This window comes from Enterobacter ludwigii (assembly GCA_023023105.1).
Classification (GTDB): Bacteria; Pseudomonadota; Gammaproteobacteria; order Enterobacterales; family Enterobacteriaceae; genus Enterobacter; species Enterobacter adelaidei.
In genome coordinates, this window is the sequence record CP083824.1 from 2,809,203 (window position 1) to 2,831,439 (window position 22,237).

Annotated in this window: 19 protein-coding genes, 3 tRNA genes and 2 pseudogenes; 1 reads left to right on the top strand and 23 read right to left on the bottom strand. The window is 48.2% G+C overall.

What is annotated here, in order from left to right; translation table 11 throughout:
* Window positions 1–92: 92 nt before the first annotated feature.
* The 17 genes and pseudogenes from LCD46_13605 to uvrY all read right to left on the bottom strand — a co-directional run bounded on the left by LCD46_13605 (window position 93) and on the right by uvrY (window position 16,514).
* On the bottom strand, window positions 93–953 hold the full coding sequence (locus LCD46_13605; protein UOY69134.1) for an HNH endonuclease: 861 nt from the start codon (window positions 951–953) through the stop codon (window positions 93–95).
* A gap of 48 nt (window positions 954–1,001) precedes the next feature.
* On the bottom strand, window positions 1,002–2,183 hold the full coding sequence (locus LCD46_13610; GenBank protein ID UOY69135.1) for a restriction endonuclease: 1,182 nt from the start codon (window positions 2,181–2,183) through the stop codon (window positions 1,002–1,004).
* 104 nt (window positions 2,184–2,287) lie between these two features.
* Window positions 2,288–3,385 carry a PD-(D/E)XK nuclease family protein gene (locus LCD46_13615; GenBank protein UOY69136.1) on the bottom strand — a complete coding sequence of 366 codons (1,098 nt, stop codon included), beginning with the start codon at window positions 3,383–3,385 and terminating at the stop codon, window positions 2,288–2,290.
* Window positions 3,386–3,468: 83 nt separating this feature from the next.
* Complete coding sequence (locus LCD46_13620) at window positions 3,469–3,861, bottom strand: hypothetical protein (protein UOY69137.1); 393 nt, start codon at window positions 3,859–3,861, stop codon at window positions 3,469–3,471.
* A gap of 36 nt (window positions 3,862–3,897) precedes the next feature.
* Window positions 3,898–4,662 carry a M48 family metallopeptidase gene (locus LCD46_13625; protein UOY69138.1) on the bottom strand — a complete coding sequence of 255 codons (765 nt, stop codon included), beginning with the start codon at window positions 4,660–4,662 and terminating at the stop codon, window positions 3,898–3,900.
* Window positions 4,659–7,943: an HsdR family type I site-specific deoxyribonuclease gene (locus LCD46_13630; protein UOY69139.1), complete on the bottom strand. Its 3,285-nt coding sequence runs from the start codon at window positions 7,941–7,943 to the stop codon at window positions 4,659–4,661. The genes LCD46_13625 and LCD46_13630 overlap by 4 nt, the downstream gene beginning before the upstream one ends.
* Before the next feature lie 21 nt (window positions 7,944–7,964).
* Entirely contained in the window at window positions 7,965–9,269 is a 1,305-nt protein-coding gene (locus LCD46_13635) for a restriction endonuclease subunit S (protein UOY69140.1), read from the bottom strand.
* Window positions 9,251–10,231, bottom strand: coding sequence for an IS5-like element ISKpn26 family transposase (locus LCD46_13640; GenBank protein ID UOY69141.1), 981 nt, complete (start codon window positions 10,229–10,231; stop codon window positions 9,251–9,253). The genes LCD46_13635 and LCD46_13640 overlap by 19 nt, the downstream gene beginning before the upstream one ends.
* A 185-nt stretch (window positions 10,232–10,416) precedes the next feature.
* Window positions 10,417–11,658: pseudogene (locus tag LCD46_13645) on the bottom strand (type I restriction-modification system subunit M).
* 16 nt (window positions 11,659–11,674) lie between these two features.
* Window positions 11,675–12,372 (bottom strand): IS1 family transposase gene (locus LCD46_13650; protein ID UOY69142.1). Its coding sequence is split into 2 segments (ribosomal slippage): window positions 11,675–12,123 and window positions 12,123–12,372, totalling 699 coding nucleotides; the frame shifts between segments, so codons are not numbered across the junction.
* Window positions 12,373–12,423: 51 nt separating this feature from the next.
* Window positions 12,424–12,717: pseudogene (locus LCD46_13655) on the bottom strand (type I restriction-modification system subunit M N-terminal domain-containing protein).
* A 260-nt stretch (window positions 12,718–12,977) separates the two neighbouring features.
* Window positions 12,978–13,064 (bottom strand) — tRNA-Leu (locus LCD46_13660).
* An 11-nt stretch (window positions 13,065–13,075) separates the two neighbouring features.
* Window positions 13,076–13,149 (bottom strand) — tRNA-Cys (locus LCD46_13665).
* A gap of 46 nt (window positions 13,150–13,195) precedes the next feature.
* Window positions 13,196–13,271, bottom strand: a tRNA-Gly gene (locus LCD46_13670).
* Window positions 13,272–13,423: 152 nt separating this feature from the next.
* The gene (gene pgsA / locus LCD46_13675; GenBank protein ID UOY69143.1) at window positions 13,424–13,972 is read right to left on the bottom strand and encodes a CDP-diacylglycerol--glycerol-3-phosphate 3-phosphatidyltransferase; all 549 of its coding nucleotides are present in this window, start codon (window positions 13,970–13,972) and stop codon (window positions 13,424–13,426) included.
* Window positions 13,973–14,028: 56 nt separating this feature from the next.
* Entirely contained in the window at window positions 14,029–15,861 is a 1,833-nt protein-coding gene (gene uvrC / locus LCD46_13680; protein ID UOY69144.1) for an excinuclease ABC subunit UvrC, read from the bottom strand.
* A complete protein-coding gene (gene uvrY / locus LCD46_13685) occupies window positions 15,858–16,514 on the bottom strand; it encodes a UvrY/SirA/GacA family response regulator transcription factor (GenBank protein UOY69145.1) in 657 nt (218 codons plus the stop codon). The genes uvrC and uvrY overlap by 4 nt, the downstream gene beginning before the upstream one ends.
* Window positions 16,515–16,980: 466 nt before the next feature.
* Between uvrY and LCD46_13690 the strand changes: the two genes are divergently transcribed.
* Complete coding sequence (locus LCD46_13690; GenBank protein UOY69146.1) at window positions 16,981–17,205, top strand: DUF2594 family protein; 225 nt, start codon at window positions 16,981–16,983, stop codon at window positions 17,203–17,205.
* 66 nt (window positions 17,206–17,271) lie between these two features.
* Here LCD46_13690 and sdiA read toward each other — a convergent pair whose 3' ends face one another.
* From sdiA to fliZ, 6 genes are all read right to left on the bottom strand, one after another.
* A complete protein-coding gene (sdiA, locus tag LCD46_13695; protein ID UOY69147.1) occupies window positions 17,272–17,994 on the bottom strand; it encodes a transcriptional regulator SdiA in 723 nt (240 codons plus the stop codon).
* Window positions 17,995–18,215: 221 nt separating this feature from the next.
* A complete protein-coding gene (gene yecC, locus LCD46_13700; protein ID UOY69148.1) occupies window positions 18,216–18,968 on the bottom strand; it encodes an L-cystine ABC transporter ATP-binding protein YecC in 753 nt (250 codons plus the stop codon).
* Window positions 18,965–19,633: a cystine ABC transporter permease gene (tcyL, locus tag LCD46_13705; protein UOY69149.1), complete on the bottom strand. Its 669-nt coding sequence runs from the start codon at window positions 19,631–19,633 to the stop codon at window positions 18,965–18,967. Before tcyL ends, yecC begins: the two co-directional genes overlap by 4 nt.
* 21 nt (window positions 19,634–19,654) lie before the next feature.
* Window positions 19,655–20,641 carry a D-cysteine desulfhydrase gene (gene dcyD, locus LCD46_13710; protein ID UOY69150.1) on the bottom strand — a complete coding sequence of 329 codons (987 nt, stop codon included), beginning with the start codon at window positions 20,639–20,641 and terminating at the stop codon, window positions 19,655–19,657.
* 106 nt (window positions 20,642–20,747) lie between these two features.
* Window positions 20,748–21,548: a cystine ABC transporter substrate-binding protein gene (gene tcyJ, locus LCD46_13715; protein ID UOY69151.1), complete on the bottom strand. Its 801-nt coding sequence runs from the start codon at window positions 21,546–21,548 to the stop codon at window positions 20,748–20,750.
* An 86-nt stretch (window positions 21,549–21,634) separates the two neighbouring features.
* On the bottom strand, window positions 21,635–22,186 hold the full coding sequence (gene fliZ, locus LCD46_13720) for a flagella biosynthesis regulatory protein FliZ (GenBank protein ID UOY69152.1): 552 nt from the start codon (window positions 22,184–22,186) through the stop codon (window positions 21,635–21,637).
* Between the last annotated feature and the right edge of the window lie 51 nt (window positions 22,187–22,237).

The following is a 22,237-nucleotide window of genomic DNA, read 5'->3' on the forward strand; positions in this document are numbered from 1 at the left end:
CTCAATGGTAGGATCATCTATTCAATGCCATATGCAGACTTCGTGATTATATGCGCTATGAACCTGCCATACATCTATGTGTGCACGTCATTTTAGTCCATCATTTTCCCATGAATTTCAATGAACTTGCTCCATCGCGGACGCAGATACTCAATATTAATGTGTGTCTGCATACGTGATGCAATGATAGTGCTCCCCTGCCACTCTAAGAGGTCTTCATCTATCGCGCAGACTTGAGGGCTGAAGTAAACTTTCATATTATCGGGATCAATCGCACAATGGTTGTGGTCAAATAGGTTGTGAATATCCCTACGTAATAGAAGACCGTTCGTAACGTCTGGGATGCCTTCTTCGTGTCGCGGCGTTATGTGAGCTGCCTCGGTCCTCCAACGCGATTGGACTCCGGTAACAACACAGCGGTCAAAACAATTCTTCCTGGCATCTTGTGAAAAGGGCGACTGGTCGGAACTGTAAGTTGCATTGCTTTCCCGCCCTTCTTTATACACGCGAGTAGGGAAAATAACTGTGTTGCTCAAGCCTGGAGAGATTGAGACATACGCGGTCCCTCTACCACTCACCTTTCCACCATTAAAAACTTTTGAAATGGATTTTGTCATACCCGCCAACCTGGGATTACTCATTTCGACGATTTGTCCGCCGCTTCTTTCTGACCGATGGAGTCGAACGAACTGACCGGTGTAAACATCATGATAACTATCGGGTCGCTCAACTCGCAAAACAACATAGTCAAATGTTCTTGTATCTGCGATGTTCCAATCGCCAGTTTTGACTCGCCTAGCTTTACCTAACCCAACAGTCAGATCAGGTATCAAGGTTCCCTTCTTACCTGTAGTACGAATTGATAAAATTTCTCCTGGCAATCCCAAGTCTAAAAGCTCATGGATCACTGGGAGGTATTTCCGGGTTCCAAGCTTTATTTTCGTCAAATTCATCAGCGTTTCTCCAAGGACAAGCCATTTTCCATTGATCACAAGACAAAGTTACGAGTTTGACTGGAAATCTTCGATTATCTTCTGATTGTAATCATCCAGATACTTTTGCAGTTCATCCCTGTCGATCAAACGTACCAAGGCTGACTCAGCTAACTCTTTAGCAGAGCGTGTGAAGTAGGAATTAGTCACAACCATCGCCTCATCACAACCATAGAACGTTTTAGCAGAGATCACCTGCTGCACCGCCGAGTTACCTACAGAACCAGAATAATTTTTCGCCTGAATAACCATATCCTTACCAAATCGAGTGACGAAGAGATCTGCCCCCTGATCTTGCGTTCTCTTGGTTTCTTTGACGTCATAACCCATAGTCTGGAATACTTCCACAAGGAAATCTTCAAACTGGAAGCCGTCCATTGCGTCAACTAAATACATGGTAACGAATTTGTTAGGGTTAAAATGCTCAAGCCGTGTAGCTAATCTATCAACCAGAATATCAAAATAAATACGTTCGCACACAGCTAAGTATTTTTTAACTTCATCGAATAAAACCAAAGGAACACCAGGCGTGGCCTCCGCTTTTTCATTGAATTCTACTGATGAGAACTCTATTTTATTGCTCCATATATAGAATAGAAATAATGAAAGATCTGCCCGAAAAGTGGTGCCCGCTTCCTCAATCCATGACTTCAAGGATTCAGTAAGTGTAGATTTAATATGCCGTTTAACTTCTTTAGCGAAACCATAATAAAGAGCGCTAAATGACGTGGTAAGGAGTAATTTATCTAATAGCTCAGGTAACTCCTCAAGCTCATTGAACCCTTTTCTGACCAACACCTCACGGAAAAGTTGTAATTCGGAGTATGTGCCATTATCTGTTGGGAAATCTGCTTCCGATTTATTATTATGTGAGAATCTGGAAGTGTAAATGAAGTTAGTAAAATATGGATCTTTTAAACTGGAGTATTTTTCGAGAACATTTTCAAGTAATTGATTAAGCTGAGTTTGTTCTTTCTTTTTCCCAAACAGATCTTTCAGAACACCCTTTGAACGATACTGAAATTCGGGATAAAACGATGGATTCAATGGCGTCATACGTTGTATATCTATTGCTTGTGTGGTCGATGATGCTGAACCCCATGCAGACGTTTTTACAGGCGAAACTCCACTACACCAGGGACAATTAACCTCAAAAGTCGTTCTACTGCAAGTATCACACTGATAAATCATTTGAATATTCTCCTTTTATTCCAATATCTGACTATTCGACACTTTAATTTCCTGCTTAATAATCCACAATTTAAAAAAGATCATCATAACGCAGTCATATTAATTTATGTTCTTATTTTTGAGTCCACCCACTCCGTCATATCCTTAAGAAGAACCAGTGCATCTTTTTTGCTTCTCGTGTTCCCCCAAAAACTCAGTTCAAGCACTTTCCCCTTCCCAGAAATTGATACTTCGTAGTCCTCAGGGCTAGCGGTTGGAATGAAATTTCCAGCACTTAAAGCAACTCTTATTTCTTCTTTTAGTGCATTAACTTCAGGGTAATCATCTGAATGTATCCAGCCATATACGTAGAACTCAGCTTCATCTCGTCCATCCTCTGAAGGTCGATAAACTAACGTAATTCCTGTTTTACCTTGCCCCCAGCATCCCGGCATCAGATGAATTGCTTTATAGTAACCCTTCCAGTTATTAATACCTGTTGCAATATGAATATCAGGCAATACCTCTGAGACAACCGATTTAGCTTCCTCGGTGATAGCATTTTGGTACATTTCCAGCAATTGAACCGATTTTATCAAAGCTGTGAAATTTTCAGTGACAAACTCCACATTTTTATCAGATACCTTATCCATACTAACCTCACTCAATTTTTTAAGATGACTCAAAAACTCCTGATAAAAAACAGTCCACTTGCTGAACTCTTGATTCATCATCTCTAACCCCAGACGTCGAATGGCGGTTTCTAGCAACAGTGAATAATTGATCAGTTGCCAACCGTCTACGCCTTTAGCACTGTTACCGTCAGGCTTTAATATACAGCGAAATAGTTTTTGATTGTTGCCGCCGTAACTATCAATGAGGCTTACATAGCTGGGAAAAGGATTATATGTATCAGCCAAAACTTTATGCTCAATACCTATGATGAATTCATCATGTCTGATAAGAATATCAAGATATTTCCCATCCTCTGTTCTGGCTTCTCTCATTAATTCCAGAGAGGTGAAATCAATTTCATCAACATCGAGGGAATCATCCAGGCAACATAACAATGCTTTGAGCAACCATGGCTGCACCATTTTCTGTGCTCCCATAAACAAAGCCATCAAGTCCGTTGTTGGATTTTCGAGATATCCGGAACCTCCCAATTCAAAAAAATTGAATTCAATATCATCCTCAAAACAAATCCCTTTTAACATTTTCATGAATTCGATGTTTAACGCTTTACATGACAATTTAGCTTCCTTTTAAATTTATAATTAATAATATTTCCTTGAATTATACCATTTTAACTAATTAGCTTTTTAATGATGAATTTAATGCCATCTCTTGCATCATTAAATATTTTCCTTTCATATCCTTTATCGGCTCCTCTTGGTCCTCTGGTAAAAACATACATTTCAGCGGAGTATTTTTCGCCATCAAAATGTGTTAACCCTAATACATATGATTTTGTATCCTTGTTATAACAAGTTTCTCGGTACGATAAACAACCATTCTTCCAACCTGAACTGGGTTCTGAAAAACTAAAGTTATAATTCGTCTTTATTTCAGGATTTGCTTTTATCTCTTCAAAAATGGATTTTAGCTCCAGATAGGCAGCACTTTTTATCCCTTCAACCCTAAGATCTTCTAATTCATTTTTAGCTTCATTAAAAATATCATTGATATTAATTGACATAAAAACTCCACAAAATTTTACATATCAAACAACTAGTTAATTTTCAATTACGTCAGCCAACAACATCCCAGCCATACCATCCAGTCGCTTCTTAACCTTTTCCCAGCCCGGCATAACCTGCCCCATCAGACGGTAAAACTCCTCGCTGTGGTTGTGCTCAGCCACATGGCATAACTCATGCAACAAGACATAATCGACGCATTCTGAGGACGCTTTCACCAACCACGGATTTAAGGTCAGACAGCCTTTCGCAGAACAGTTGCCCCATTGCGTTTGCATCGCCCGCAAACGTATCGGCGGACGCTCACTAACCCAAAGGGTCTGCGGTATCAATAAATCTAGTCTGCGTTGGAAGACATCTCTGGCGCGTTCCCGATACCATTCAGCCAGCAACGCTTTAACCTTTTCTGTCGATTTGTGTCTGACCGTCACTTCCAGGCGCCCACGCAACATTTTCACTCGTTGCGGTGCAGTAGCGTCTTCTGTCACTTTCAACTGATATTGCTTGCCAAGGTAGTAATGGCTTTCTCCGCTGACATACTGACGCGGGACAATGTGCGTCTGTTGCTCCCTGAATTCACGCAGTTGCTGATATATCCAGCGCCCTCGTTTTTTCAGCGCAAACAGCACCTCGTGCTCAGGTGTTTCTGGTGGTACAGAGGCAACAACACGACAGTCCGGATGCACCTTGATGAGCACCCTGCCCTTAACGACCTGACGTGAAACACACTGTACGACGATGACCTCATCACCATAAACAATGCGTATTGCTTTCATTGCTGGCGACTCTTTTTCACTCATGATTTCATTAAACCAACGCGCAGTATCTGGATGATAGTTTCCACAATACGGTTTACCTGGTTCATTCCGGCACCTACTTCCCGGCAGACCGTAAACAGCAGCGGTAAGAGATTTGTCTTGACCACTTTCTCGATATCCTGAGGGTTCAGGGAGTTTTCTGCCACTGCTTTGACGATAATGCAGTCTACTTCAAAAGCCAGCTTCGTCCACTTCTCCTGCACCTGAATGTCGTTAATCGCAAAAACCTCCGGTAGCTCTTTTTTAAAGACACCGTAATACGCCTGAGCATGCTTGTTTACCGCCAGCGCATCCGGGATATCGCTGAGCTTACGGGCTTCAACTTTTTCTTCAAACTCACGGAATAAGAGATACTGTTTCAGTGGGTGGTCGAATAGTTTTTCAGCCTCTTCGATTGCCATACGCAGGAGTTTGGAAAAGGCCTCCTGAGCATACGGGTCATCACGCAGCTCCTGCTCAATCATCTTTGTCACACGGGTTTTAATGATGTCGGTTTCATTGCGGGTTTTATTGTTGTCCCACTCTTCGGGCTTTTCACTCTTGCCCATTTTACCGACTTCATACACGCCATTCGGTTCACGAACCTCAACGCCGGTGACATGCTTATCCAGCAGTTTTTTCACCTGCTCAGCGTAGTCGTCATAATTGACCTGCTCTCCACTTACCTGCATTGCCCACTGGCGAAGGCTGGACATCTGTTTTACGGTTTCTTTATAGATATTTCGGTCTTGTTCCGTAAAGCTCTTGTCGGTGAAGAAGGTGGCGGACTGCAGTGCCACTTTCAGGCATCCGGCAAAGGCCGTTAACGCCTCGAAGAAATCATCACGGGTTTTCTGATGGATATCGACCATCTCTCCGTCACGTTCTTCCATTTTAGGCACCAGTACTGCACGTAACTGCTCAGTATCATTTTTGTTTTTAACACCGGCAAATATGGCCCACAACTGGTTATACAGATGCGGCAGACGTTTATATTCAGAGCTCATGGCGCTGTACAGCCCGTCAATATCCTTGATGTCGTATCCACCCTGGGTTCGGGAGGCGAGATCCTGATATTTACCGATAGTTGTGTCCAGTTCAGCCAGAATGCCGCGATAATCAATCAGCAGGCCAAACTTTTTCAGTGGATGCAGTCGGTTCACCCGGGCAATCGCCTGGATTAGGTTGTGGGACTTAAGTGGCTTGTCGATATACAGCACGGTATTTTTTGGTTCATCAAACCCGGTGAGCAGTTTATCAACGACGATCAGCAATTTAAGCTTATCATCGGTATCGAAACGACTGATGATATTGCGGGTATACGCGGACTCATCCTGCGTGCCGACATTATCCTTCCACCATTTCGTCACTTCCGGTAGTTTACTTTCATCTACCTCGGTATTCCCTTCCCGGGTATCCGGCGTACTGATAACCACTGCTGATTCAAACAACCCTGCTTCATCAAGATACTTTTTATACTTGATGGCGGAGATTTTGCTGTCGCAGGCAAGTTGCCCTTTCAGCCCCTCATCAATGTTTTTCGAGAAGTGTGTGGCAATATCGAGTGCGATAAGTCGGATGCGGTCATCTGCACTGTAGACCTCACCTTTACGGGCATATTTACGTTTAAGGTCGGCTTTTTGCGCTTCGCTTAATCCATCGGTAATACGGTCAAACCAGGCATCTATTGCCCGATCGTTAACCTCAAGGTCGGGAATACGTTCTTCATACAGCAAAGGTGTAACGGCTTTATCTTCTACCGCTCGCTGCATGGTATAAGCGTGGACAATCGGCCCGAATTTATTGGTGGTCTTATCTTCTTTTAGCAATGGCGTACCGGTAAATGCCACAAAGGCGGCATTCGGCAGGGCCAGTTTCATTCGCACATGGTTCTCACCACCCTGGCTACGATGACCTTCATCAATCAGAACGATGATGTCGGGGCTGGTATTGACGCATTCGGGGAGTTTTGTCGCTGAGTTAAATTTCTGGATAAGGGTAAAGATTATACGTTCTTTACCAAAGCCAATCTGCTGTGCCAGCTTCTGACCTGAGGTCGCCATCGCTTTGGCCTTATCATCCTTCCCTGCCAGTTCGCCACCTGAGGCAAAAGTGCCGCTGAGCTGTCCTTCAAGATCGACACGGTCCGTCACCACCACAACACGACACTGCTTCAGGCTGTCATGAAGAATCAGCGCCTTACTGAGGAACACCATGGTGTACGATTTACCTGACCCCGTGGTATGCCAGATCACACCACCTTCCCTGCCCCCGTCCGGTCTGCGGGTACTGATGCGTTCCAACAGCCTTTTAATCCCGAACACCTGCTGATAGCGGGCGACAATTTTCCCGGTCTTTTTATCAAACAGGGTGAAGAAGCGGGTCATCTCCAGCAGACGCTCCGGCGAAAGCAGGCTGATAAGCAGCTTATCCTGCCCACTGACAGCCAGTTCACCAGCGGCGATTAACTGCTGGTACCAGTCGAGATCGGCTGAAGGACGATGATCAAACAATGCATGAATTTGTTCAGTCGATAACTGATGGTTGCGCAGAGCATACATCTGCGCATCCGTAATATCTTCTTCGCGCCATGCTGCCCAAAATTTCATTGGCGTATGGCAGGTACCGTAGCGCCCATCATGCCCGTTAATTGAAAGCAATAGCTGGCTGTAGGCAAACATCTGCGGGATTTCATCGTTGAACTGGTTGCGGATACTCTGGGATATCCCCTCATCAATGGTTGGCCCTTTCTTGCTGTGGCCTGCCGGGCTTTTCGCTTCAATGACGGCCAGCGGGATACCATTCACAAAACAGACAATATCCGGTCTGCGGGTTTCAACACCGCCTGACCGCAACACCGTAAATTCTTCCGTAAAATGGAACTGGTTATTTTCCGGATGTTGCCAGTCAATGAGTGCAATCGTGGGGTTGACCTTCTTACCATCGACAAACTCCGTGACGGCGATCCCGTAGAGCAGATGGTTATACATCCGCTCATTGGCTTTCAGCAGCCCTTCGTTGAGTGCCGGGGAACAGACCTGCGATATCAGGTTATCCAGTGCCTTTTCCGATAACTGGCAGGTTTTGCCACCAGTCATAAACGAACGCTTCGACAACACTTCACGCAGAACCGGACGCAGCACTACCTCATCCTGTTTATAACCCCGATAACCCATAATCTGTTTCGGAGATAAAAACGTCCAGCCGAGGCTGGTCAGTAACGTCAGTGCCGGGATTTTGGCGCTGTATTCTTCCTGGAACTTTGGCGTGTACGTCTGGTTCATTGGCTTTCCTTGTTCTTAGCGTTAAGCGCTAACGGCTTCTTCAGCTTCTACTTTCACACGACGCTTTCCGGTCAGTAATTGCTGCATCAGGGCTTTTTTCTCGTCTTTCAGGCAGGTGAGTTTTTTCTCCAAGGTGGATATTTCAGCGTCCGCAGCAGAAAGTACGGCTGCGATTTTTTGTTGTTCTTCTATCGCTTTAGGAATTGTCATATTTAGTGCCTTGATGGCTTCAACTTGAACGCCCTTAACCGTGCTCCCCGTCCCCATTTTTGCTATCTGTTCAGCGTGTAATAGAAACCAGTTAAAAATATATTCTGAGCAAACATATTCACTTGCACAAATTGCTTTTAAATCTTGGTTAATAGCAACATCGCAAGACGCCATAACTGTTTTCCCAACGGCCATTCTAGTCGCAATTATTACCGTTCCAGCAAGGACAAGATTTGATGCGCTCTCAGCCAAACCAATTTCGTTAATATACTCTTGAGCCCCGTTAATACGTGGTGAAATTAGATCTTTAACTGTTACCCATGGGATATCCCCTCCCCATAGTCCGCTATTAGCTCGTGATGGTGTGCCCCCACCATAAATCCTACCGACTAAGCTCCCTAGCGGTCCTGAACGCCACTCCCCACTAAACCTAACCCCATGATCATCCAGTAAGCGCCTCCTCCCAGTGAGCAATTGCTGCATCAACGCTTTTTTCTGCTGCTGACTGTTGGCGAGAAGGTTTTCCGTCACCGAAATTGCCTTATTCCAAGTGGACAGAATTTGGGTGATTTTATTTTGTTCGGGGAGAGAAGGTAAGATGAATTTATATTTAAAAAGATCAGCCAAAGTTATAGAGACTTGGTTTGCATTACCACGAACCAAGTTTGAGATGAATTGTATAAACTCCTTTTTTTTAAGCATGCTAAAAAGATACTCATTTGTTATTTTTGTTTTCTTCGGTATGAGTTTAACAAGATTCTGATTTAGCAAGCTATTATGTGCACTGCGCGGAACCTTTACAGCTTTACCAACCATGGAGTCCAGTAAATGTGGACGAGATCCCACAGTAGAGAGTATTATATCGTTTTCGAAAAGACTGTATTGCTCTAAACCTTCGACATTCCCGCCAGCAATAAAAACAGGGTTGTCAGAATGGATGGAGTCCCTAGGGAAGGTGCGAATAAGCAGGTCATTTCTTCCCAAGCTGACTCGCTGATTAAAATTTCGCGGATCTGGGCCGATTTTTTTCCCGCAAACACATCGAATCAGCCTATTTAGGCTATTTTTTCCACCATTTCTGGCGTTATTTCCGGTTTTTACTGAGATCTCTCCCACTGACGTATCATTTGGTCCACCCGAAACAGGTTGGCCAGGGTGAATAACATCGCCAGTTGGTTATCGTTTTTCAGCAGCCCTTTGTATCTGGCTTTCACGAAGCCGAACTGCCGCTTGATGATGCGAAACGGGTGCTCCACCCTGGCACGGATGCTGGCTTTCATGTATTCGATGTTGATGGCCGTTTTGTTCTTGCGCGGATGCTGCTTCAAGGTTTTTACCCTGCCGGGACGCTCGGCGATCAGCCAGTCCACATCCACCTCGGCCAGCTCCTCGCGCTGTGGCGCTCCTTGGTAGCCGGCATCGGCTGAGACAAATTGCTCCTCTCCATGAAGCAGATTACCCAGCTGATTGAGGTCATGCTCGTTGGCCGCGGTGGTGACTAGGCTGTGGGTCAGGCCACTCTTGGCATCGACACCAATGTGGGCCTTCATGCCAAAGTGCCACTGATTGCCTTTCTTGGTCTGATGCATCTCCGGATCGCGTTGCTGCTCTTTGTTCTTGGTAGAGCTGGGTGCCTCAATGATGGTGGCATCCACCAAAGTGCCTTGGGTCATCATGACGCCTGCTTCGGCCAGCCAGCGATTGATGGTCTTGAACAATTGACGGGCCAGTTGATGCTGCTCGAGCAGGTGGCGGAAATTCATGATGGTGGTGCGATCCGGCAGGGCGCTATCCAGGGATAATCGGGCAAACAGGCGCATGGAGGCGATTTCGTACAGGGCATCTTCCATGGCACCGTCGCTCAGGTTGTACCAATGCTGCATGCAGTGAATACGCAGCATGGTCTCCAGCGGATAGGGCCGTCGGCCATTGCCCGCCTTGGGATAAAACGGCTCGATGACAGCGGTCATATTCTGCCATGGCAGAATCTGCTCCATGCGGGAGAGGAAAATCTCTTTTCGGGTCTGACGGCGCTTAGTGCTGAATTCACTATCGGCGAAGGTGAGTTGATGGCTCATGATGTCCCTCTGGGATGCGCTCCGGATGAATATGATGATCTCATATCAGGAACTTGTTCGCACCTTCCCTAGTTGTATCCGAAATTCGAACAATCCGTATCCCTTCCTCTGTATATAATGATGAATTAAATGCATAGCCTTTTTTATATGTAACCACTTCACCAAGATAACTTTCACTCCACCCCTTAGGCACCATAACCTAACTCCCTCAGATAACCCGCCATCTCAGTTTCCAGCTTAGCCAGTTCCGCTTTCAGTTGCTCACGCTCAGCACGTACCGCAAGCAAATCAATCTCGTCTTCTTCCTCAAAGGTATCGACATAGCGTGGAATATTAAGGTTATAGTCGTTGTCCTGAATCTCTTTCAGGCTGGCAAGATAGGCGTATTTCTCGACGTTATCGCCTTCACGATAGGTGTTAACGATCTTCTGGATATTTTCTGCGCTGAGCTGGTTCTGGTTTTTGCCCGCCTTATATTCACGGCTGGCATCGATAAACATCACCTTGTCATCCACTTTCTGCTTCTTAAAAATCAGAATCGCAGCCGGAATCCCCGTTCCGTAGAACAACTTATCTGGTAATCCAATCACCGCATCCAGCAAATTTTCGTCGATCAGTTTCTGGCGAATTTTACCTTCGCTGGAGCCACGGAACAGCACACCGTGTGGCACAACTACGCCCATACGCCCCGTTCCTGGTTTCAGGGTTTCGATCATATGCGAGATAAAGGCGTAATCTCCTTTAGTCTTCGGCGGTACACCTCGACGAAAACGGCCAAACTTATCGTTTTCAGCCTCGTCATGGCCCCACTTATCCAGGCTAAACGGCGGGTTTGCGGTCACGATATCAAACAGCATCAGGTCGCCATTTTTATCGAGCAGCTTCGGGTTACGAATGGTATCGCCCCACTCGATTTTGTGGTTGTCTTCGCCGTGGAGGAACATATTCATTTTCGCCAGCGACCACGTGGAGCCAATCGCTTCCTGACCGAACAATGCATAGTTACGGCTGTCATATCCGGAGACAATCTTACGTCCGCACTTCATTAACAATGAACCCGAACCACAGGCAGGATCACAAATGGTATCACCCGGCTGCGGATCGAGCAGTTCAGCAATCAGGTCCGAGACTTCCGGCGGGGTATAGAATTCCCCGGCTTTCTGTCCACCGCTGGCAGCAAAATTTTTGATAAGATATTCATAGGCATTACCGATAACGTCCAGAGTACCTACACGGCTTGGCTTCAGGTTAAGATCTTCACCGGCAAAGTCTTCCAGCAGCTGACGCAGGATGGTGTTCTTCTGTTTTTCTTCACCCAGGCGGTCAGTGTTAAACGAAATATCCTGGAACACGCTTTTCCCGGCATCTTTCAGTTTGGTGCCGTTGGCTTCTTCAATAGCGTGTAATGCCTGATCAATACGCTCGCCGGGTAATGACTCCAACTTACTGATAGTGTTTTATGTTCAGATAATGCCCGATGACTTTGTCATGCAGCTCCACCGATTTTGAGAACGACAGTGACTTCCTGCCCAGCCTTGCCAGATGCTGCCTCAGATTCAGGTTATGCCGCTCAATGCGCTGCGTATATCGCTTGCTGATAACGTGCAGTTCTCCCTTCAGGCGTGATTCATACAGCGGCCAGCCATCCGTCATCCATACCACGACCTCAAAGGCCGACAGCAGGCCCAGAAGACGCTCCAGCGTGGCCAACGTGCGTTCACCGAATACGTGCGCCACAACCGTCCTCCGTATCCTGTCATACGCGTAAAACAACCAGCGCTGGCGTGATTTAGCGCCGACGTAACCCCACTGTTCGTCCATTTCCGCGCAAACAATGACGTCACTGCCCGGTTGTATGCGTGAGTTTACCGACTGCGGCCTGAGTTTTTTAAGTGTCGTAAAATCGTGTTGAGGCCAACGCCCATAATGCGTGCACTGGCGCGACATCCGACGCCATTCATGGCCATATCAATGATTTTCTGATGCGTACCGGGTTGAGAAGCGGTGTAAGTGAACTGTAGCTGCCATGTTTTACGGCAGTGAGAGCAGAGATAGCGCTGATGTCCGGCAGTACTTTTACCGTTACGCACCACGCCTTCAGTAGCTGAACAGGAGGGACAGCTGATAGAAACAGAAGCCACTGGAGCACCTCAAAAACACCATCATACACTAAATCAGTAAGTTGGCACCATTACCCGCTCGCCGTTACCCGGCTCATGACGGCGTTCGTACAGCGCATAAAAGCTGGCACTTTTTGGCAGCACAAAACGCTCGTTAGCCATCATCGCTTCAATCAGTTCCGGCGCATCGCCATACTGTTCTTTGTATTCGTCATAGTGATCCTGCCAGACATCCGAAATGTACTTGAGGAACAGCATGGTAAGGATAAAGTCTTTATAGGTATCAGCACTGATGGTGCCACGGAACGTATCACACGCGGCCCACAGGGCTTTATTGATCGTATCCTGACTGATTTTGTCGTTCATGAATCATCCTGGTATGAGAATGCCAGCCCGAAATGCCGGGAAATATAGAAGGAAATAGGGTTTTGATAATACCTGAAAACACGCAATCGGACACGTTAAGTCACTATGTTTTGACCCAAAACGCGCACGCATAATGAGTTAATTAAATCGAGGTCATCCGGGGAATATGTGCAGTTAATGCGTGAATCGCAGATACAAAAAAACCACCTTTCGGTGGTTTCACGACACTGCTTATTGCTTTGATTATTCTTTGTTTCCCATGGTAGCCGGAGTGGGACTTGAACCCACACAGCGCGAACGCCGAGGGATTTTAAATCCCTTGTGTCTACCGATTCCACCATCCGGCCAGGGAAGAAAGTGGAGGCGCGTTCCGGAGTCGAACCGGACTAGACGGATTTGCAATCCGCTACATAACCGCTTTGCTAACGCGCCGTTAAATCTTTCAAACTGACACCCGCTACTGCGCATGTCTTTAATCTGGAGCGGGAAACGAGACTCGAACTCGCGACCCCGACCTTGGCAAGGTCGTGCTCTACCAACTGAGCTATTCCCGCATGTCATCAAGTTGACTTCTAACCACTTGATTTCATTATCGTCCGGCTTGCTGTGCCGCCGTTCGATGCGTTGCATTCTACTGATATGACGTTATGAGTCAACGTTATTTTTTGCATCCCTGGATCGTTTGCTGAAAATTACGGCGAAACGATCACTGATCAAGCAAATCCCCGCGGGCAGCGTTTAAATATTGCAGCATTGACCACAGCGTCAGCACTGCCGCAACCCACAGCAGACCAATCCCCGCCCACTCAACCCAGGCGTTCGGACGCCAGAGCATCCAGACCAGTGCCGCCATTTGCGCGGTTGTTTTCACTTTACCAATCCAGGAGACCGCCACGCTGCTGCGTTTCCCCAGTTCGGCCATCCACTCACGCAGTGCAGAGATAATAATTTCACGGCCGATCATCGTCGCCGCAGGCAGCGTCACCCACCAGGTATGATAATGCTCGGCCACCAGCACCATCGCGATAGCGACCATCACTTTATCAGCAACGGGATCGAGAAAGGCACCAAAACGGGTACTTTGATTCCAGCGACGTGCCAGGTAGCCATCAAACCAGTCGGTGACTGCTGCAATCAGGAAGATCAATGCACAGGCGAAAGGTGCCCAGACAACCGGCAGGTAAAACGCCAGTACAAAGAACGGAATAAGCACGACACGAAAGAGAGTGAGCAACGTAGGGATATTAAATTGCATAATGACGGTAACTGTTTGTTGTCAGTAAAATTTAGCTCTATGTTGCTACAGAGCCCTCAATGTTTCAACGAGTAGTAGATCTTTTCTGCCAGCCCTTGCGAAATACCCGGCACTTTTGCAATTTCCTCTATGCTGGCGTTGAGTAATCCTTGCAATCCGCCCATATATTTCAGCAGCATTTGACGACGTTTTGGCCCCACGCCCTCAATCGTTTCCAGGGTACTGGTATTTTTTACCTTTGCCCGTTTTTTGCGATGACCGCTGATGGCGTGGTCGTGTGATTCATCACGAATATGCTGAATGACATGCAACGCCGGGGAGTCCGGCGGCAGGCTGAAGCCCTCACCTTCCGGCTCGAAGAAAAGCGTCTCAAGGCCAGCCTTGCGATCGGCCCCTTTTGCGACACCCAGCAGCAGCGGATGGTTTTTATCCCAACTGACATCAAGCGATTCAAATACCGCTTTCGCCTGGCCGAGTTGCCCTTTCCCACCGTCAATCAGGATCACATCCGGGATCTTGCTCTCTTCAATCGCTTTACCATAGCGACGGCGCAGCACCTGGTTCATGGCCGCATAATCATCACCCGGCGTGATGCCGGTGATGTTATAGCGGCGATACTCGGCGCGCAGTGGGCCATTGGCATCAAACACCACGCAGGACGCCACCGTCTGTTCACCCATCGTATGGCTGATGTCGAAACACTCCATACGTTTCACTTCCGGCAGCTTCAGCAGCGTCGCCAGGGCGGTTAAGCGCTGGCTCACCGTAGATTGCTGAGACAGCTTCGTCGTGAGCGCCGTCGCCGCGTTGGTTCGTGCCAGCTTCAGATAACGCGCGCGATCGCCACGCGGTTTGGTTTGTACGTTAACCCGACGACCGGCGAGTTCAGAAAGCGAATCGGCCAGCAGCGTTTTATCACCGAGGTTAAAATCAAGCAGGATCTCCGATGGCAGCGTGCGCATCTGGCTCCCCTGCAGATAGAACTGGCCGACAAAGGTTTCCACCACTTCACCCAGCTCGGTGCCGCCAGGCACTTTTGGGAAATAGCTGCGGCTGCCGAGCACTTTGCCCTGACGAATAAAGAGAACATGCACACAGGCCATCCCGGCGTCAAAGGCCACGCCGATGACGTCAAGATCGTCACCAGTATTTGAGACAAACTGCTTCTCAGTGACTCTGCGCACCGCCTGGATCTGGTCGCGGATACGCGCTGCCTCTTCAAACTCGAGTGCGGCGCTGGCTTTTTCCATCCGTTCGATCAGTTGCGTTAATACCTGATCGTCCTTTCCAGCCAAAAACAGGCGCACATAATCAACCTGCTGGGCATACTCTTCTTCACTCACCAGCCCGGCAACGCAGGGCCCCAGACAACGCCCAATCTGGTACTGCAGGCACGGACGCGATCGGTTACGGTAGACGCTATTTTCACACTGGCGGATAGGGAAAATTTTCTGCAGCAGCGCCAGCGTCTCGCGAACGGCATAGCCGTTAGGAAACGGTCCAAAATATTCACCTTTCGCATGCTTTGCACCGCGGTGCATAGCAAGACGCGGATGGGTATCACCACTCAGAAAGATAAATGGATAGGATTTATCATCACGCAACAGGACGTTATAGCGCGGCTGGTAGAGCTTTATATAGTTGTGTTCAAGCAGCAGCGCTTCGGTTTCGGTATGCGTGACGGTGACATCAATGTTCTGAATGAGTGAGACCAATGCTTCGGTCTTACGGGAGGCAAGGTTGCTGCGGAAATAGCTGGAGAGGCGTTTTTTAAGATCTTTTGCCTTCCCCACATAGATAACCGTGCCGCCAGCGTCATACATGCGATAGACGCCAGGCTGGCTGGTTACGGTTTTCAGAAACGCTTTTGAATCGAACACATCGCTCACTGACTTAACAACGTCTCCGCATTACACAAACCATGTCGGATGGCCAGATGAGTCAGTTCGACATCACCATGAATGTTCAGTTTACTGAACATCCGATAACGATAGCTGTTCACCGTTTTCGGGCTGAGATTCAGTTGCTCCGAGATCTCATTCACCTTCTGACCTTTGGTGATCATCAGCATAATCTGCAATTCACGCTCAGACAAACTGGCGAACGGTGATTCGTTTTTCTCAGGCTCGATCTGACTTAGCGCCATCTGCTGAGCAATGTCGGAGGCGATGTAACGCTGTCCGGCAAACACAGAGCGGATAGCATTAACAACTTCTTGTGGTGCGGCACCTTTACTCAGGTAACCCGCAGCACCCGCCTGCATCACTTTCGCGGGCAGAGGATTTTCGGTATGCACGGTCAGCATGATGACTTTCGTATCGACGAAAGTCCGCGCAATTTTGCGTGTTGCTTCGAGTCCACCGATACCGGGCATGTTCATATCCATCAGCACTACATCCGCCGAGTTTGTGCGGCACCATTTTACGGCATCTTCCCCACAGCACGCCTCACCGGCAACTTTAATACCTTTAATATCTTCAAGAATGCGTCGTATCCCTGCGCGCACCAGTTCGTGGTCATCAACAAGAAGGACGTTGATCAAAGGAAATGTCTCCAGAATAGGGATAACGCTACTGAGTGATAATTTGGTTTATATTAACGGTTTTCCTCGCAAGATTAAAACGTTAAAAAACTGGCTATTCGATTTTGCTCTCGTTTCTGGAAATTAGCCTGTACAGGCTCTGGAAAGCGGGTCCGTGCATTCAGGGCTTTTGCGGCTATTTTTAAGCATCTGTATTCAAATAGTTACAAAAAAATTGCAGAGATTCCCCACCAGAAAACAGCGTTCAAATTTTTGTAACAATAATTAACGGCAAGCGAACCGGACATAAACAATTAATAGCCACTGGCTGTCGCTCAGTTTACGGGCACGCTCTGTTTACGCAATTAAACATCTGCGTAAAAGTACGAAAAACAACCGCTGCATTTTTTGCTGCAGCTTGTGGTATACTCCGCCGCCTTGACTTTCGTCGTCGCGCTTTAGCGCCGTTTAATAATGAGGAAAATAAATGAGCACACCTGAATTTGCCACTGCGGAGAATAACCAGGAACTGGCACAGGAAGTAAACTGTCTGAAGGCGTTGCTAACACTGATGCTACAGGCGATGGGCCAGGCTGATGCCGGTCGTGTGATCATTAAAATGGAAAAACAAATCGCGCAGATGGAAGACCAGGCGGAATCAGCGGTATTTGCCAACACCGTTAAGCAAATCAAACAAGCCTACCGCCAGTAATAAAAAACGGCTGGATGCATTGCATTCAGCCGTTAGCTCGTCTGGCACGCAGAACGTAGAGTTTAATCAGATCAGTCCCGTTGCCGCCGCATAGCACGCAATCTGCGTCTTGTTTGGCGCGTTGAATTTCTTCTGCATATTCTTCTGATGGAAGTTAACGGTATTCTCCGAAATTGAAAGAATGATCGCTATTTCCGCTGACGTCTTCCCTTCCGCGGTCCATTTCAGAATTTCGCGCTCACGCTTGCTGAATTTCATTTCAGGCTGCATGACCATCTCATCTTCAAAACGGGTCAGCGTGGTTAAGGCCATTTGTACCAGCATCTGCAAGCGTAATTCTATTTCTTCGCTGGCTAAGGGTATTTCCAGCACACTAGTACGGGAAACCGACAGAAAACCGAGTGCGTGATTCGGCAGCATCAGACACTGCGTTATTCCTTTACGTAAACCGTGGTCTTGCGCGCAGCTCCATAATTCCTGAGCATCCGCAAATAATTCATCGGTCCAGGGTAAATGACCATGAATGAAATTCTCGGGTTTTAACACTGGATCAACCGTGAAATAGTTCGCAGATTGATATTGCGCCATCCACTGCTTTGGGTAAGTGGTATGCACTGCAATCTTAGGACGCGTAAATGGCACGGGATGACGCACACAGAGTGCGTAATAATCAAATTCAAGCGCCTGAGTTTGTCTCTGTAGTTCCTGATATACCTCGTCGGCACAGGTCAATTCCTGAAACCGGAGGGAGCAATCCCGTCGCCAGGTGAAAAAGTCTGAATCCTTCATACTTACTAAATGAAGCCTCTGAAAAGATAATCATTATTATGGTGAATATAAATTAACACATAAAACTTATTTCTAACTACAAAATATCGGCAATAGCACAATTAACTTTACTATTGATAAGGTTTATCCGAGCTGGATGGAATAAAAAAACATGGGATAAGGCGATAAAGGAGAATAATTTGCCCCAGGCTAAATTCCTGGAGCAAATTAGTGCAAAAATGCTACTGCATGAGGAATTTTTCCAGGAACTGGCGAGTTCGCGGCTGCTGAGGGTTAGCAAACAGGCTTTTCGCCGGCCCCTGCTCCACAATTCGCCCTTGATCCATGAAGATGGCTCTGTCGGCAACATCGCGGGCAAAGCTCATTTCATGTGTCACGATAACCATCGTACGTTTTTCCTGAGCCAGCTGACGAATAGTGTTCAACACTTCCCCCACCAGCTCAGGGTCGAGTGCAGAGGTAGGCTCATCAAACAGGATCACGTCAGGACGCATGGCCAGCGCGCGCGCGATTGCCACGCGCTGCTGTTGCCCCCCTGACAAACGGCGCGGGTAGCTAGTCTCTTTACCCGCCAGCCCGACTTTGGCAAGCAGTTCACGCGCTCGAACTGTTGCTTCCTCTTTTGATTCCCCTTTCACAATTACCGGCCCTTCAATAATGTTTTCCAGCACCGTGCGGTGCGGGAAAAGATTGAAGTTCTGGAAAACGAAGCCAACATGCTGGCGCAAACGGCGAATTAACCCTTTCTGCTGACTGATGGATTTGCCGGTATCAATGGTTATATCACCGACACGGATGGTTCCACCTTCCGGCTGTTCCAGCAGGTTAATGCTGCGCAGCAGCGTCGTCTTTCCCGAACCACTCGGTCCGATAATTGCCACCACTTCCCCTTGCTCAACTTCCAGATCAATCCCGTGGAGCACCGTTTGACCGTGGAATTTTTTCACCAGGTTTTTGACGTCGATAGCACTCATTTTGGATCACGCTCCTGGCGGTTAAGCTGGTTTTCGAAATAGTTTTGCAGGGCAGACAGCACCGTCGCCATCACCCAGTAAATCAGCGAGGCCGCCAGATACATCGTGAAGACTTCCAGCGTACGCGAGGTAATGAGCTGCGCCTGGCGGAACAGCTCCGGCACCTGAATCGTCGCCGCCAGAGAAGTATCTTTCACCAGACTGATGAAGCTGTTGCTGAGTGGCGGAAGCGCGACTCTCGCGGCCTGCGGCAGAATGGCCCGACGCAGCGTCTGCCATGGCGTCATCCCGATACTGGCGGCGGCTTCCCATTGTCCTTTGTCAATAGAGGAGATGGCCGCACGCAGCGTTTCTGAGGTATATGCCGCGGTATTAAGCGACAGGCCAATCATTGCCGCCGGAATCGGATCCAGCTCGATACCAAACTGCGGTAAACCGTAGTAAATCATAAAGAGCTGAGCGATAAGTGGCGTGCCGCGAAACACAGAGATATAAAAACGCGCCAGCCAACGCACCGGTAAAACCGGTGACATGCGCATTAAGGCCAGCACAAAGCCCAGCACCAGCCCAAAGAACATCCCGCCAATACTGAGTTGTAACGTAAATACCGCACCTTTCAGCAGATACGGCAGCGAATCAATAACCAGTTGAATACTTTCTTGCATTATTATTTTTCGACCTGATTTTTAGACATGAGGATGGTAGGCAAACAGCGCGGGCGCGCCACCTGTATGGACAAATAAAATTGGCCCTTCATCCTTAAAGCGTTTCTGTGCAATGCCGTCAATAAGCCCGGCCATCGCTTTACCGGTATAGACCGGATCAAGCAAAATACCCTCAAGGCGAGCCAGTAGCTTAACCGCTTCCATGCCCTCTTCGTTAGGCGTGCCATAACCCGGCGCAAAGTAGTCATCCCAGAGCACAATATCGGCCTTTGCCTTGAGCTCCAGTTGTTCCGCTACCGCCTGCTGCAAGGTGACCACTTTCGGTTTCTGGTCCGCGACGCTACGAGAGACCGTCACGCCAATCAGCTCAGCATCGGGCAACAACTGCTCCAGCCCCACCGCCAGCCCGGCATGCGTGCCCGCACTGCCTGAGGCCACCACGACGGATGAGAGGTTAACCGCGCCCTCGCACTGCTGAGCAATTTCCAGCGCGCTTTCCACATACCCCAGCGCACCCAGCGCGTTCGAGCCACCGACAGGAATAACGTAGGGACGAAAGCCCTGCGCTTCCAGACGTGTTGCCAGTTCATCAAGCTGTGCGGTCGGGTCGTTCAAGGCATCCACCATCTCAATCTGCACGTTAAAGAGATCTAACAGCAGACGGTTACCGTTGGTCAGATAGTTTTCTGCCCGCGTCCCAATCGGGTTTTCCAGCAAGGCCACGCAATGGAGCCCGAGTTTTGCTGCCACTGCCGCCGTCTGACGAACGTGGTTGGACTGAATAGCCCCGGCAGTAATGAGCGTATCCGCCCCTTCGCGCAGCGCATCAGCCGCCAGAAACTCCAGCTTGCGCAGTTTGTTGCCACCCATTGCCATTGGCGTCACGTCATCACGCTTAATAAAAATATCGCGTCCTAAATAATCAGAAAATCGCGGCAGATACTCCAGCGGAGTCGGTGCGCCGATAAACTCCAGGCGAGGAAAGCGCGTTAAATTCTGTAGTGACATGGGTTCTCCGGTAGCTCAGACAAAATGTGATATTTTTCATTATGCACGCAGACGCGTAAGAAATAAAAAAGGCGCTTTTAAAAGCGCCTTTTTTAACGTCAGAAACTTATTTCGTGACGTCTGCCCCGAACCACTTCTCAGAGAGTGCTTTCAGACTTCCGTCTTTCTGCATGTCAGCAATCGCGGTATCAATGGCTTTTACCAGGTCTTCGTTGCCTTTACGAACGGCCACACCTGATTCCTGACGAGAGAACGCATCACCCGCTACTGCCAGGGTATTATTGGTTTTCTTCACCAGATCCAGCGCCGCCAGGCGGTCAACCAGAATCGCGTCAATACGGCCCACGCGCAGGTCCTGGTATTTCGTCGGGTCATCATCATAGGTGCGGATATCCACGCCCTGAACGTTCTGGCGCAACCACTCTTCGTAGTTGGTTCCCAGACCCACACCGACTTTCTTCCCTTTCAGGTCTGCAGCGGTTTTGATGGTACCTTCGTTGCCTTTCTTCACCAGCGCCTGAATACCGGACACGGTGTACGGCGTAGAGAAGTCATACTTCTTCTTACGCTCGTCAGAAATGGTCACCTGGTTAATCACCACATCAATACGTTTGGAATCCAGCGACGCCAGCATACCGTCCCATTTGGTCGGTTTCAGGGACGCTTTAACGCCAAGGTGCTTCGCCAGTTCTTCTGCAAACTCCACTTCAAAACCGGTCAGCTTACCGTCATCGCCCTGGAAGCTGAACGGAGGATACGTTCCTTCCAGCCCGACCAGCAGCGTACCGCGCTCTTTTACTTTATTCAGCAGGTTTTCTGCGGCGAACGTTTTCACGCTCATGCCCGCAACCAGCGCAACGGCCATAACACCCATCAGCGCCTGACGACCCAGAAGTGCAAATTTCATAAATACCCCGATATAGTGGAATTTTTACGTAGTGTAGAGAAATCGCCTGCAACGTCAAAGGCGACTGCGCTACATCTTATTCTTTTTTAATATATATCAGAAGTTGTTCCGGCGAGCGCTTTCTGCTTCATAACACCCGGCATTTGCACCTTGTATTGTGCATACTTGCGCAGCGCAATACGGTAATTGTTGGTGCTGGTTGCAGGCAGCCACGGCTCCAGATTTTCATCCAGATAACCGGTCTTCAGCAGATCGCGGGAAATGTTGTTTACGGTCAGATGTTGCCCGAGGCGACGCAGGCGAACGACATATTCGCGAACGGTCCCATGGCTCATCTCCGTTTGTTCAAACAGGAACTGTTTGAAGCCGATAATATCGAAGAAGTCGCTTTGCTCTTTGCAGTGGAGATCGCCACAGAAACGGCAAAGCGCCACCCACTCTTTCTGTTCTTCGAGCCATGCTGATTCATCCATCAACGTGTCGAGACGAGAAATCGCGATCTTATTGACGATTTCGCCACGACGAACCAGCGTGATACGATCGAGTAACTTGTTACAGTGGGCGCAATGCGTCTGGCTGTGTTTAAAGTCTTTCAGGTAGCGGCTTAAAGGCCGTCTTTTAGATTGCTGCACCGTCATGATAACTCCTGGTTGTCAATACGTTGTGCGGCATTTCCCAGGTGAATTAAT